Source organism: Streptococcus sp. Marseille-Q8145, assembly GCF_965112035.1.
Window position 1 is genome coordinate 198993 of sequence record NZ_CBCOPQ010000005.1, and the last position, 14218, is coordinate 213210.

Genomic DNA, 14218 nt, shown 5'->3' on the forward strand with positions numbered 1-14218 from the left:
ATGGGCGATAGTATCTATTTGTTTAAGGGGATCTTGAAAGCTGAAACTCCTTTTATGATTGGTAATGGTGACGATACTTATTCTGATATGGATTTGCTGAGGAATCATAAAAAAGAACCTTTTATACCTGGTACGGCTTTAGCAGGAGTTTGTAGAGCCTACTTGGAAAAAGATGATAACTTTAAAGATAAGGTGAAGAGCTATTTTGGTGAAGGTAAGAAGGGACATGAATCAACGAAATATAGGCAGAGTCAAGTCATTGTCTACGATGGACAATTAGAGGGAGCTGAGAAACCGCCCACTCGTATTCGTGACTCTGTAAAGTTGGAAAATAAAGTAGCAGTTGATGAAAGTAAGTTTGATTTTGAGATTGTTGAAGCAGGAGCTGCCTTTTCCTTCCGACTAGAATTTAAAGTAGATAAGGGAAAAAGGGATGAAGTAGAGAACCTTGTAAGAGCCTTGATTGCAGGTTTTCATCATGGAGAGATTCGAATCGGTGGAAAAAGCAATCGAGGATATGGCTATTTTAAACTCCTTCCCTCTCTAGATTCAGATACAGCGGGAGTAAAAAGCAAATATTTTAATTTAACACAGCAAGATGATTTGGAGGAGTATATTATTTGGAAATGGTCTGATACTGAATTTACAGAAAAACTGCTGTTAGGACCACAAAATGATGACTTTTTGAAGACACTGCTTCAGTTGCATAGTTTTCTTTTCATTCGTGACTATGCTCACAATGAGCAGTATGATGAGGGAACAATTGATGCAGTCCCTCTTAAAAACAGTAAAGACGAAGTAGTGATTCCAGGTACAACTTGGGCAGGAGTCTTCCGACACCATATGGAGCGAATATTAAATCAGTTAGATAGGGAAGTAATTGGTGATATTTTTCCTAAATGTGACATCAATAAAGAATCTTGGCCTAAAGCGCTTATAGACTATTTATTTGGCTATGTTCATGAGAAAAAAAGTGATAAGAATGACGGGCCTCAGGCTTCTAATAATCAGGCTTCACATATTTTTTTCAAAGAGAGTCATTTTGAAAAGGGAAACGTTTCAGAAATATTAAGAACCCGAACAGCTATAGATCGCTTTACTGGTGGAGCTTCAAAAGGTTTGTTATTTAATAACAAACTAGCATATACTCAGGGGGATAGATCTAGTTGCTGTTTAGAGATCGTCCTATCGCAAGAGTTGAAAGATGAACAAGAACAGTATGATTTTGTAAAATCCTTACTTGATGTCTGTTTTGAGGATTTACAGGAGGGATATCTAGCTGTTGGTGGTCAAACTGCAGTCGGAGGGGGAATTTTTAGAAAAGGAGAGGTGAAAGATGACGAAGTTTCAAACGATAAAGAGTAAGATAACGCCTTTAACCCAGTTTGATAGCCTATCCCTATCAGGCTATACTTATGCTGTCTATTATTGGAGTGATGGAGTCGAAATAAAGGAATGCTCTTCGGAGAACAAGATCGAAACGAGTAGAACGGGAGCCTATCTTCTAGAGCTGCGTGCTTTTAATGAAAATAAAGAACTCTATCTTATCCGAGTGGAAGATGGTGAACATGCTTATCAAGGTCGTATCAGACAAGATAAGACGGGGGATGATATTCTTATTTTCGATGAAGAACATAAGATTTGGGGAGATCCAGAGAAAAACTGTAGCGAAAATGGTAGTACCACTCTAAAAGAAGACCGTGGCATTGAAGTTACTCTGCCTATTCCTGTTGACAAAGGAGAGACTGCCTTTATCACTGTACGGAATTATTTCAATACCGCTGATGGAGACTTACAGTCAGTCGACTGGCGTTTTGTTGCTTTTAGTACAAAAGAAGCAACTCCTTACCTATCAGAAGTTAAAGGAGAAAATGATGCCTGACAATACATATAAATTTATCAATCCCTATACTTTCTTGTCTATCAAAGATGAAGCTCCTAATCGAACCAATCTGCGAAAAGGCTCCCTATCAGGAAGGATTCACTGTAAACTAAGCATAGAGTCTCCGACTTTTATTCCTAATACCAGTAAGACTTTTGAAGAAAAATTCGACAAAGATACTTTAAAAGGGCAAGATTTCTTTTCTTACCAAGACTTGAGCCAAGAAAGTAAATTCCCTTTAAAAGCTCCAGAACAACCCCGGATTCCAGGGAGCGAAATCCGAGGCATGATTCGCAATGTCTACGAACAATTAACCAATTCGTGTCTATCAGTTATTGATGAAAAAATGCAGGTAATCATTTCTAAGCAACCAGGCTTATGGAATAGAAAAACGAATATCGTAATGCCTTGTGATAGAGCTGAAATCTCTCAAAAAATAATAGAAAGAAAGAAATATAAGAATCTAAAAGATTATTGTCGTCCTGAAGCCTCCTATGCTACTGGCTATGTGGTATTTGAAGAGGATTCTCCACGAACGGAGTCAGAATCTTTTTTCTATTTTAAAAAGAATTATCAGGAGTTTAAACAAAATGGTAAGATAATAAATCTATACAGAGCCGGCACTCAGCAAATAGAAGATATACAAAAAGAGAATTCATTACCATTCTTTTTTGTACAAACGGATGATATGCTAATGTTTAAAAAGGTGTTGGAAGAATACGGAAAGACAAATGAACCTGCACATGTGGAATATAAGGCAGCATACCATAATATCAATGAGTATCCATTATTACCTGTATACTATGCTCACGTTGATAATGCTCTCTATATGTCCCCTGCCTGTATCACGAGTGAAGTTTTTTATCATACTTTTTCCAATATACTCCGAGAAAATCATTCTGGGCACCAGCCTTGTGATGGAGCTGGCGATCAGTGGTGTCCAGCTTGTTGTCTGTTTGGTAAGATAGGGCAAGATGGAGAAGGACATGCTCTGGCTTCACGTTTGCGTTTTTGTGATAGCGAGCCTATCAGGAAAGCGGAACTTGAAGCCCCCTTGGTTTTACCGATACTTGGTGAGCCCCACTATTCTGCGACCGAATTTTATTTACAAGCTCCTAAAGATAAAGATGTCCTTGTTTGGAATTATGAACACTATATTGAAGTGGAAGCTTCTGATGCAACTGAGGTACGGCAGTTATATACTCCTCGCTTAGCGGGACGTAAGGTTTATTGGCTCGGCCAGGATACACATGCCAAGGATAAAGATAATAAAAACAATTACAAAATGCGCAATAAGGTTCGTTGTTTAACAAAAGGGAATTGTGAATTTGACATTTTTTTTGAGGATGTGACCGAAGAAGAGCTGAAGCTCTTACTCTGGTGTATAAGACTTGAACCTGATTCCGATTGCTTCCATAGGATTGGGCGTGGTAAACCATTCGGTATGGGGAAGGTTAAGATAATTGTTGAAGGGCTGGACGAAATCACTTATAGCTTAGATGAGAATCATAAATTAAAAAGAAACACTCGCGATATTAAGTCGGATTATGAAGGAATAAGCTACTCCGACGAACAAAAGGCTATCATGAAGCATCTTTCTAGCTATATGAAAGTGATTAATGACACCATTGACTATCCAAGGCTTGAGGAAAACGGACCAATTTACGAATGGTTTGCTAACAATAAAGGTAAGAACTTAGGAAAAGTCTATATTCGAGAAATTTTGGCTCCATATCCTGAAACGGGGGTTGTTAGTCGAGATAACTAGCTACAATAAACTGATCTTAGGTAGTCGTGAGCTATCCATGATTGGTTCTTGTTTGAATAAAAAAAGACGAATTGCATCAGCAATCGTCTTTTTCGTTCTCTTGCTAATGCACTACCGTTTATTCCTATTAGTTTCCCTTCTAGCGAAACCTATTATTTAGCCGGAGCACTCTCGAGTGTATTTACCCCTCCATAGTTTCAGTCTTCTTTAAGAAAAGATTCAGTCCCGTTTAAGCAAAACTCCCTATAATAACTCTAGCACGTGAAAAGATGTGAACTTGTGTAATCAAAATTTATATTGCTTCATAGTGTTAAAATCCATGAAATACAAAATTTAGAAAGAGGAAAACTTTAATGGATATGGAAAAAATGATTGTAGTTAAAAAGAGTACCAAATGGTGGATGACAGCAGTAGCTAGTGCCTCCTTAGCTGTCGGAGCAATTGGTGGCTATGGAATTGGTACTTTGACCCAGAAAAGCCCGCAACAGAGCTCATTGCAAGCCACTATGCCTCAGCAAAACAAGCAAGATGGCAGGATGCCAGGTCAAGGTGGACAAGCTCCTCAAGGTCAGGGGCAGGGAAATGAAAATGGTATGCCACCACAGATGGGGGGACAAAACGGTCAAGATGGCCAAGGAGGTCGTGGAGGTGGAGGTCAGCCACCACAAGGAAATGGTCAGCCAGGAGGACCGCAAGAAGGAAATCAATCAAAAAAGAAGCCATCAAACGCTGACGGCACAACAAAAGATGATAAGAATAGCGAAAATAACTCGAAAACAACAAATTCTTAAAGCATTTTCGACAAGTCATGATATAATAGAAAAAGATAAGTGAAGATAGAATGAGAAGTGTTTGCCATGTCTTTATTTAAACTACACAGCATAAGCTTTTTCTAGAAAGGGAGGAACAGGATGATTAAGATTCTATTAGTGGAGGATGACCTCGGTCTGTCAAATTCAGTATTTGATTTTTTAGATGATTTTGCAGATGTTATGCAGGTCTTTGATGGCGAAGAAGGTTTATACGAAGCAGAAAGCGGCGTGTATGACCTGATTCTACTGGACTTGATGCTTCCTGAAAAGGACGGCTTCCAAGTACTCAAAGAATTGCGTGAAAAAGGGGTGAGCACTCCTGTCCTCATCATGACTGCCAAGGAAAGTATCGATGATAAAGGCCATGGTTTTGAACTCGGTGCTGACGATTACTTGACTAAGCCTTTTTATCTGGAAGAGCTGAAGATGCGGATTCAGGCCTTGCTCAAACGTTCTGGTAAGTTTAATGAAAATACCCTTTCCTATGGCGATGTGACGGTTAATCTTTCGACCAATTCGACCTTGGTAGATGGAAAAGAAGTCGAGCTACTGGGTAAAGAGTTTGATTTGTTGGTCTACTTCCTTCAGAATCAAAATGTTATTTTGCCCAAGACACAGATTTTCGATCGTTTGTGGGGCTTTGATAGCGATACAACGATTTCTGTGGTGGAAGTCTATGTATCTAAGATTCGGAAAAAATTGAAAGGAACGGCTTTTGCGAATAATCTTCAAACCCTTCGCAGTGTCGGTTACATTTTAAAGAATGCTGAATAAACTCAAAAAAGCCTTATATGCGGATGATTTTTCTTATTTCATTCGCTATTTTGGTGTATTCACCCTGATTTTCTCGGCCATGACGCTCATTATTATTCAAGTCATGCGCTCTAGCCTTTACACGACCGTTGATGATAATCTTAAAAGTCTCAGTCAAAATCCCGCCTGGGTGGCCAATCTAGCCTATCGGACGACGGGCCGGCAATACCAAGAGCCAGAGAACAAGGATTCAGAGCACAAAGATTCAGAGTCTGTGCAAGCTCATGATATCAAGATTGAGGAACCGGGTAGGGTAAATGTTAGCGCCAATACTTCAGCTATTCTTTTGAATGATGATTATCAGAATGTATCAGCCAAAAATAGCTTTTTAAACTTTGATGCGATTAAATTTAATAAACGCTTTCTTAATCAAATCAAGCAAATACAACTAACTAATAGCTATGGACAGGTCGAGAGTTATCGAGCTTACATGTTTGACATTGATCCAGATGATGAAATTGAAAATGTCAAATACGCAGTTGTCATGACCAGTATCAGCCAGCTGGAGCAGACTAGCGAAAAGCATGAAAAGCTGATTGCCATTGTCATGATTAGTTTTTGGGGTATTTCCTTGATTGCCAGTATCTATCTGGCGCGGATGAGTGTCAAGCCTCTTTTGGACAGCATGCAGAAGCAGAAGTCTTTTGTTGAGAATGCCAGCCATGAATTGAGAACGCCCTTGGCCGTGTTGCAAAATCGTCTGGAATCTCTCTTCCGTAAGCCTGAGGCCACGATTATGGAGTCTAGTGAGAGTATCGCATCTAGTTTAGAGGAAGTGCGAAATATGCGTCTGTTGACGACCAACTTACTTAACCTAGCTCGGCGCGATGACGGTATCAAGCCAGAATACGGTGAAGTCACACCAGACTTCTTCACGACAGCTTTTTCTAACTATGCTATTATTGCAGAGGAAAGCGACAAGGTCTTTGATTTTAAAAATCTGGTTTCAAAATCAATCACGACAGACAAGGTCTTGCTTAAGCAGGTTATGACCATCCTTTTTGATAATGCCATCAAATACACGGAAGAAGATGGAGAGATCTATTTCGTGGCCTCCACCAATGATCGGAGCTTGACCTTGCGAATTTCTGACAATGGTCCAGGGATTGCGGGTGACGATAAGAAAAAAGTCTTCGATCGTTTTTATCGGGTGGACAAGGCTCGGACTCGGCAAAAGGGTGGTTTTGGACTAGGACTATCCTTGGCGAAACAAATCGTCGACGCCTTAAAAGGAACCATCACAGTCAAAGACAACAAACCGCGTGGAACCATTTTTGAAATCAAAGTTCCCCTTAGGTCAGATATTAGAAAACGAATCAGCAAAAACTGAAAAACTTTTCATATTATTTCAAATTTGACTGCTTTTGCGGTATAATAAAAGAAAGAAATGAGAGAGGTACAACTATGACATCAAAAATGTTGCATACTTGTTTACGAGTGGAAAATTTAGAGGCTTCGATTGCCTTTTATGAAGACGCGTTTGGTTTTAAGGAATTGCGCCGCAAGGACTTTCCAGAGTATGCTTTTACCATTGTTTATCTTGGTTTGGATGGCGATGATTATGAGCTTGAATTGACTTATAATTATGACCACGGACCTTATGTAATCGGTGATGGCTTTGCTCATATTGCTCTTAGCACGCCTGATTTGGAAGGTTTGCACGCTGAGCATGCTGCTAAGGGCTATGAAGTGACTGAGCCAAAAGGGCTGCCTGGAAATCCACCGAATTATTATTTCATCAAAGATCCTGATGGCTATAAGGTCGAAGTGATTCGAGAAAAAAGTCTTTAAAAATAGGTGAAACTTGTATTTTAGCACTTGTAAGATACAAGTTTTTTAACATTAGAATCATTTTAGGACAATAGCTTAGGGGATAATAGATGAAAAGACAACATAAAAGGAAGCATAGACGAAAATACAGACTGATTCTCAGTCTTCTGAATCTGCTTCTTTTAGGATTTCTTATTTTTGGTGGCCTGCGAATCTATGAAATGTTTCAGGAAAGGGAATTCCAGAAAAAGGTTACAGAAGTGATTGCCAAGGAAGAGCAAGATCATGCTGGCAATGCCGAAAAGCAGTCTGGTAGGATTGGTAGCCATTACGTGGCAGCTTTTTATCCTCTGATGAAGGGGCAGCCTCTTCAAAGTGTCAAAGATAAAATGTTGCAGGATAGTCGGAGCATTTCTGATGACAAAAAGCAGAAGGAAAACTTGACGGCTTTGACCTTTTACTACACGGAAGAAAAGTCAACTAGTCTGGCCAATACCAAGGAAGTAGTCATTCAGCGAAAAGATTACAGCATCTCAAAAAGAGACATCAAGTCTGAGGAGGCAAGAGAGGTAGCCTCGACTTATATCAATCAGGAAGGTGCAGCGGTGACTTTGGACAAGCTGTTTCAAAATCCAGAAGCTGCCAAGGAAATTTTCTTGAAGGAGTTGACCAGTCAGCTAACCTTTAGGCAGGTGGAGGAAAGTCAGCAAACAGCAGCTTTAAATGACCTTAGAGAAATAGAACTGAGCCAGTGGAATTTTCATTACGAGGATAGTTTATTTTCCATTCGTCTGACCAAAGAAATCAACGGTGTGTCGAGCGTGACAGTGCCTCTGTCTAGTTTTTATGATCTAATCCGTTCGGAATATTTACAGGGGGCTGATTTGGAAGCTTACCAGCAGTATGAAACCAAGCGGCATGAGAAAATGGTTGCCCTGACCTTTGATGACGGTCCCGACAGTAAAACGACTCCTCAGGCCTTGGAAATTCTGAAACGCTACAATGCTAAAGCAACCTTCTTTATGGTGGGACAAAATGTTGCTGCTAATCCAGAACTGGCTAAACGTGTCCTTGATGAAGGCCATCAAATCGGAATCCATACATGGAGCCATCCGGATTTGACCAAGTTACCTCTGAATCAATCCAAAAAGGAAATCTTAGACACTCAGGAAGCCATTTATAAGGCGACTGGTATACGACCTATGATCACAAGACCGCCTTACGGAGCCATCAACTCTACGGTTCAAAATGCTGTAGATCAGTCCTTTATTATGTGGAGCGTGGACAGTCTCGATTGGAAAACACGTAATACAAAGGCTATTATGCAGGAGATCGTGAAGACCCAGCCGGGATCTATTATCCTCATGCACGATATCCATCAGACGTCCATCGATGCTCTGCCAAGCGTTCTTGACTATCTGAAGAACAACGGCTATACTCTGGTGACAGTTGATGAACTATTAGAAAATCAGCTTCAACCACATCAGATTTACTACAGCAGAAATTAAAAAAAGCATTGGAAATTTAATATTTCCAATGCTTTTTGCTTTGCCATCATCAAATAAGAATATTGATTACCGTAATTCTCGCTTAAGGACACACATACAGTTCTTGTTTTTTCAAGATGATTTCGCGGACAGAGGCATATTTTTTGAGAGCTTTTAATTCTTCTGGGTGGCTGATGAAGGTGATGACATAGCCTTCCTTGCCCATGCGACCCGTCCGGCCAGAACGGTGAGTGTAGGTTTCCAAATCACGCGGCACTTCGTAGTTGACTACGCACTCTAGAGAATCAATATCAATGCCACGCGCAACTATGTCAGTCGCCAGTAAGAGTGTGATATCGTAATCTTTAAATTTCTCAAGAATGACCTTGCGGAATTTTACATTAACATCGCTGGCTAGAGAGACTGCGCTAGCTCCTCGGTACTGAAGCTTTTCTTCGGCGCTGCCCAAATCTGACAAGCTGTTGAAAAAGACTAGACCACGAAATTCTTCTACATTGGATAGCTTGCGCAAGAGTTCAACCTTGTCACGCTTTTCCACCTGCATATAGAAGTGCTGGATATTGTCCAAAGTCTGGTCGTCAATGCTGATGCGCAGAGTATTTTCAGCGATCTTCTCTTGGTCAAATTTAGCTGTAGCACTCATGTAAATCAGCTGGTGGTCACGCGGTGCATAATGCAGAATCTTATCAACAAACGCATACTGGGAATCACTGAGAAGTTGATCAAATTCATCTAGGATAATAGTGTCAACACTCATCATCTTGATTTTCTTGAGCTTAATGAGCTCAAAAATCCGACCAGGTGTACCAATTAGGATCTCCGGCCCTTTTTTGAGCCGCTCAATCTGCCTTTTCTGGCTATTACCAGAGAGGAGGAGTTGACTGCTCAAGCCCAAAGGCTCCGCCCAAGACTTACAAACATCAAAAATCTGTCCCGCCAGCTCTGTATTTGGAGCTAAAATTAAAAGCTGCTGCGCTTTTTTAGGCTTCAATTTCAATAAGCTAGGAAAGAGATAGGCCAATGTCTTGCCCGTACCGGTCGGACTGATGCCTAGCACCGTTTCTCCCTGGGAAATGGGCTGGAATATTTTTTCTTGGATGGCAGTCAGTTCAGCAAAACCGAGCTGATTTAGCTTTTCCTGCCAGACTGTTGGGAATATTTCTTTAATCATGGTCAACCTCAAATCTAATACCAGCATCTTTTCTCATGGCAAACAGACACTCATGCACAGCAGTAGCAGCCTGCAGGTAGTCGCTATAAAGCTCTTTCTGGTCGCCTTTAAGCACACGAGCAAAAGCCTGAGCCTCTTCCAGCATTTGGTGCTCTGCTTGGTGAATAGCTAGACTTTCCGACTCTCCATTCAGCTTTTGGAAAATGGCAGAGCGGATAAACTCGATACCATCTAGGGTCAGAGTGCCTTGGTCCGTATAGATTTCAGCTGGCAACTGGCTATGAATATTTTTTCCAGCTTGGATACGAACCTGAAAATCAGGATAAATCAGACTGCCTGAACCGTTAAGATCAACGCTATTTGGCAGTTGTTGAGCTGTATAGCAGACGCTTTGTGGGGCACCAAACAGTCGGACAGCCGCATAAAGTGTATAAACTCCCAAATCCATTAGAGCACCGCCTGAGAATTTAGCAGAAAAAACATTGGGTTCTTGTCCACTCAGCAGGGCTTCCATCTTTGAGGAATATTTAGCATAGGTGAAATTAGCTCCCCAGATTTTCTTGTCTTTTAGGAAGTCACGAATGACTGCAAAAGCTGCTTCGTGGTAGTTTCTGGCTGCCTCAAAGATATAAACCTGATGTTCAGCTGCCAGCTTGACCAATTCTCGCCATTCTTCAGGTCTTGATACAGCCGGCTTTTCAACAATGACATGTTTTCGAGCCAAAATGGCTACCTTGGCATGGTTGAAGTGGAGGCTATTGGGACTGGCAATGTAAACCACATCTAGGTCGGCAGATAAGAATTCAATCATATCGGTGTAGAGTGCGACGTTTTTATAAGCTTGCGCAAAACGCTCCGCGGCACTCAAGGTTCGCGAGTAAACAGCTGTAAACGCATACTCACCACTTAGTTGAGCTGCTTTGATAAACTCGTGGGAAATGGTTCCTGTACCGATGATACCGAGTTGTAACATACTTTCTCCTTTAAAATGATTTTCCTGAATTTTTCTTGATTCACCCTTTCATTATATCATGAATTAAGGTAAAATAGATAAGATAACAAGTAATGGAGAAAACAATGCAAAACAGACCTATTATTATTGGTGTTACAGGTGGATCTGGTGGGGGAAAAACCAGTGTATCTCGGGCTATTTTAGATCATTTTCCTAATGAAAAGATTTCCATGATTGAACATGATTCTTACTACAAGGATCAGTCTCATTTGACCTTTGAGGAGCGGGTTAAGACCAACTATGACCATCCTTTTGCTTTTGATACAGACCTCATGATTGAGCAGATCAAGGAGCTTTTGGCTGGCCGTCCAGTGGACATCCCGACCTACGATTATACGGAGCACACGCGCAGCAATAAAACCTATCGTCAGGAACCGCAGGATGTCTTCATTGTAGAGGGAATTTTGGTCTTGGAAGATCAACGCCTCCGCGATTTGATGGACATCAAGATTTTCGTCGATACTGATGATGATGTGCGGATTATTCGTCGGATTAAGCGGGACATGGAAGAGCGCGGACGCAGTTTGGATAGTGTCATTGAGCAGTATCTGGGTGTTGTAAAGCCTATGTACCATCAGTTTATCGAGCCAACTAAGCGCTATGCGGATGTCATCATTCCAGAGGGCGCTTCTAATAAAGTTGCGATTGATTTGATTACCACCAAGATTGAAAAGATTTTGGAGGAAGCTAGAGAAGGATAGAAAGGAAGTCTGGTGTTACACTGGACTTTTTGGGTAAATTATGAGAAAGTTCGTCAAAAGGGAATTCCATTCTCGATCAAAGTTTTTTGCCTGTTTGCTGACCTTTTGCGCAGGTTTCGTGGATGCTTACACTTTCATGGAGCGCGGGGGTACATTGGTTGCGGGCCAGACAGGAAACGTCGTCTTTTTGTCCGTTGAGCTGATTCATCACAAGACTGGAGAGATTGAAGTCAAACTGGCTACCATGCTAGCCTTTATGCTGGGAATTTTTCTGATAACAGTTTTCCGTCCCTTTTTTGAGAAGTCAATATGGCGAGTAAGTAGCATTTCACCAATGGTGCTCATCTGTACTCTAGTTGGCTTTATGCCAAGTACCGTGCCTAATATGCTGATCGTTCCCCCGATTGCTTTCTGTATGGGAGTCGTTGCGACAGCCTTTGGAGAAGTAGATGGCATAGTCTACAATAATTCCTTTATGACAGGAAATATCAAGAAAACGATGGTGGCTTTTGGAAATTTTGTGCGAACGCAGGAAAAACCATACTTGAAAGAGGGTATTTTCTTTGTTGCTTTGTTAGGAAGCTTTGTCATAGGAGCCATTATTTCGACTTATCTGCTCCAATTTTATGCCTTACGAACCATTTGGATCGTTGCAGGAATTCTATTTACCTTCATGATGTTCCGCTTGGTTCAGTATGTACGAAGATAAAGACGAGGCGGCTTAGGAATGAAGAAGCCTGATTAGTAAATTATAAAAAAAGAGAAATGTGAGAAATAATATAATACTAGAAGGAGGAGCTGGCCTGCTTCTTGTTCTTTTTCTCATTTATAGTAATAAGACCACAAAATAATCCAGCATATTAAAAATTTTCAGAAAATATCGAATTATCTGTTGACAGCCGAATGATACTGTGCTAAAATACTAATCAATAACATTTCAAAAGGAGTCAGTCAAACATGAAGTCAACTCAATATTCAAACTTTGCTTTGTTGTTGCGTTACTCGGGCTAGTGCGAAAGCATTAGTCCTGTTTGGCTTACCAAGCGGGAGTAAATCAACATCTCGCTTGGCTTCCAGCGAGATGTTTTTATTTTATTCTTCACGAAAATCTTTGCTAGGATATACTGAGAAAAGCGAACTAAAAGTTCATTTCTTAGTTGTATCTCTCATTGATTTTTATAGCTGTTTTAAACGATAAAGAAAGAGGAAAGTCTATGCAAAAAGTTGAGTTTCTTGATACCAGCCTTCGGGATGGTGAGCAGACACCGGGAGTGAATTTTTCTATTAAGGAAAAGGTTGCCATTGCTAAACAACTAGAAAAATGGGGAATTTCTGCTATTGAGGCTGGTTTTCCAGCTGCTAGCCCAGATTCATTTGCGGCAGTGCAAGAGATTGCTAAAGTCATCACTAAAGCTTCTGTCACTGGCTTGGCACGTTCGGTTAAGTCTGATATCGACGCCTGCTACGAGGCACTCAAGAATGCCAAACATCCGCAGATTCATGTCTTTATTGCGACCAGCCCCATTCACAGAGAGTTCAAGCTGAAAAAGTCAAAGGAAGAGATTTTAGCAGCCATTAAGGAGCATGTTTCTTATGCTCGTTCTAAGTTTGAGATTGTCGAGTTTTCACCTGAGGACGCAACACGGACAGAGCTTGATTTTCTGCTTCAAGTTGTCCAGACAGCAGTTGATGCAGGTGCTAGCTACATCAACATTCCAGACACAGTCGGCTTTACTACGCCAGAAGAGTTTGGCAATATCTTCAAGTATTTGATAGACAATGTACAAACGGAACGTGAGATTATCTACAGTCCTCACTGTCACGATGATTTGGGAATGGCGGTAGCTAACAGCCTGTCTGCGGTCAAATACGGAGCTAGACGGGTGGAAGGCACTATTAACGGTATTGGTGAGCGTGCTGGTAATGCTGCGCTGGAAGAAGTAGCGGTTGCCTTGGAAATTCGCAAGGATTATTACCAAGTTGAAACAGATATTGTCCTTAATGAAACCATCAACACTTCTGAGCTGGTGTCCCGCTTCTCAGGTATTCCAGTGCCTAAGAACAAGGCGGTTGTTGGTGGCAATGCCTTCTCTCATGAGTCTGGTATCCATCAGGATGGTGTTCTTAAGAATCCACTGACCTATGAAATCATCACACCTGAGCTGGTTGGAGTCAAGAGTAATTCACTGCCGCTTGGCAAGCTGTCTGGTCGCCACGCCTTTGTCGAAAAGCTCAAAGAACTGTCTCTGGACTTTGAAGAATCTGAAATTAATGAGCTCTTTGCTAAGTTTAAGGTCTTGGCTGATAAGAAAAACGAAGTCACGGACGCTGACATTCGGGCTCTGATTGCTGGAACGACAGTTGAAAATCCAGAAGGCTTCCACTTTAATGATTTGCAGTTGACAACCAATGACGATCATACTATCACAGCAGATGTGCAGCTGGTTAATGGCGACGGCGAGACAGTCAACTGTGTGGCGGAAGGAAAGGGAAGTGTTGAAGCCATCTTTAATGCTATTGACCAATTCTTTAACCAATCTGTCCAGCTCTTAGCCTATAACATTGAGGCCGTGACGGACGGAATTGACTCTCAGGCTCGTGTTTTGGTAGCCGTTGAAAATACGGACACAGATACGATTTTCAACTCCTCTGGTATTGACTTTGATGTTCTTAAGGCCAGCGCCATTGCCTATATCCATGCCAATACCTTTGTACAAAAGGAAAATGCAGGTGAAATCGGTCATCAGGTATCTTACCGCGATCTGCCTGCAAATAATTAGA

At 41.2% G+C, this 14218-nt stretch carries 13 protein-coding genes; 11 read left to right on the forward strand and 2 right to left on the reverse strand.

Features of this window, described 5'->3' with window-relative positions; genetic code table 11:
• The 8 genes from ACWPVL_RS10760 to ACWPVL_RS10795 all read left to right on the forward strand — a co-directional run bounded on the left by ACWPVL_RS10760 (position 1) and on the right by ACWPVL_RS10795 (position 8553).
• Positions 1-1365: an RAMP superfamily CRISPR-associated protein gene (locus tag ACWPVL_RS10760; RefSeq protein ID WP_045497270.1), complete on the forward strand. Its 1365-nt coding sequence runs from the start codon at positions 1-3 to the stop codon at positions 1363-1365.
• Complete coding sequence (gene csx19 / locus ACWPVL_RS10765) at positions 1337-1882, forward strand: type III-D CRISPR-associated protein Csx19 (protein ID WP_045497272.1); 546 nt, start codon at positions 1337-1339, stop codon at positions 1880-1882. The genes ACWPVL_RS10760 and csx19 overlap by 29 nt, the downstream gene beginning before the upstream one ends.
• A complete protein-coding gene (locus ACWPVL_RS10770; protein ID WP_454388873.1) occupies positions 1872-3650 on the forward strand; it encodes a hypothetical protein in 1779 nt (592 codons plus the stop codon). The genes csx19 and ACWPVL_RS10770 overlap by 11 nt, the downstream gene beginning before the upstream one ends.
• Positions 3651-4003: 353 nt before the next feature.
• The gene (locus tag ACWPVL_RS10775) at positions 4004-4441 is read left to right on the forward strand and encodes a hypothetical protein (RefSeq protein WP_454388875.1); all 438 of its coding nucleotides are present in this window, start codon (positions 4004-4006) and stop codon (positions 4439-4441) included.
• A 120-nt stretch (positions 4442-4561) separates the two neighbouring features.
• A complete protein-coding gene (locus tag ACWPVL_RS10780) occupies positions 4562-5236 on the forward strand; it encodes a response regulator transcription factor (protein WP_045497279.1) in 675 nt (224 codons plus the stop codon).
• Entirely contained in the window at positions 5226-6605 is a 1380-nt protein-coding gene (locus tag ACWPVL_RS10785; RefSeq protein WP_454388878.1) for a sensor histidine kinase, read from the forward strand. Before ACWPVL_RS10780 ends, ACWPVL_RS10785 begins: the two co-directional genes overlap by 11 nt.
• Positions 6606-6679: 74 nt before the next feature.
• Positions 6680-7066 (forward strand): lactoylglutathione lyase, encoded by a 387-nt coding sequence (gene gloA, locus ACWPVL_RS10790; protein ID WP_149555542.1) that lies wholly within the window; start codon positions 6680-6682, stop codon positions 7064-7066.
• Positions 7067-7155: 89 nt separating this feature from the next.
• The gene (locus ACWPVL_RS10795) at positions 7156-8553 is read left to right on the forward strand and encodes a polysaccharide deacetylase family protein (protein ID WP_454388880.1); all 1398 of its coding nucleotides are present in this window, start codon (positions 7156-7158) and stop codon (positions 8551-8553) included.
• An 82-nt stretch (positions 8554-8635) separates the two neighbouring features.
• On the opposite strand, the gene ACWPVL_RS10800 is transcribed toward ACWPVL_RS10795, so the two are convergent.
• Both ACWPVL_RS10800 and ACWPVL_RS10805 read right to left on the reverse strand, forming a co-directional pair.
• Positions 8636-9724: a DEAD/DEAH box helicase gene (locus tag ACWPVL_RS10800; protein ID WP_454389035.1), complete on the reverse strand. Its 1089-nt coding sequence runs from the start codon at positions 9722-9724 to the stop codon at positions 8636-8638.
• Positions 9717-10697, reverse strand: a complete 981-nt coding sequence (locus ACWPVL_RS10805) for a Gfo/Idh/MocA family protein (protein ID WP_454388882.1) — start codon at positions 10695-10697, stop codon at positions 9717-9719. Before ACWPVL_RS10805 ends, ACWPVL_RS10800 begins: the two co-directional genes overlap by 8 nt.
• Positions 10698-10801: 104 nt before the next feature.
• On the opposite strand from ACWPVL_RS10805, the gene udk reads away from it, so the two are divergent.
• From udk to ACWPVL_RS10820, 3 genes are all read left to right on the forward strand, one after another.
• Positions 10802-11437, forward strand: coding sequence for a uridine kinase (gene udk / locus ACWPVL_RS10810; RefSeq protein WP_005591973.1), 636 nt, complete (start codon positions 10802-10804; stop codon positions 11435-11437).
• A gap of 40 nt (positions 11438-11477) precedes the next feature.
• Positions 11478-12146, forward strand: coding sequence for a YoaK family protein (locus ACWPVL_RS10815; protein WP_454388885.1), 669 nt, complete (start codon positions 11478-11480; stop codon positions 12144-12146).
• Between the two features lie 505 nt (positions 12147-12651).
• Positions 12652-14217 (forward strand): 2-isopropylmalate synthase, encoded by a 1566-nt coding sequence (locus tag ACWPVL_RS10820; RefSeq protein ID WP_454388887.1) that lies wholly within the window; start codon positions 12652-12654, stop codon positions 14215-14217.
• Position 14218 lies beyond the last annotated feature (1 nt).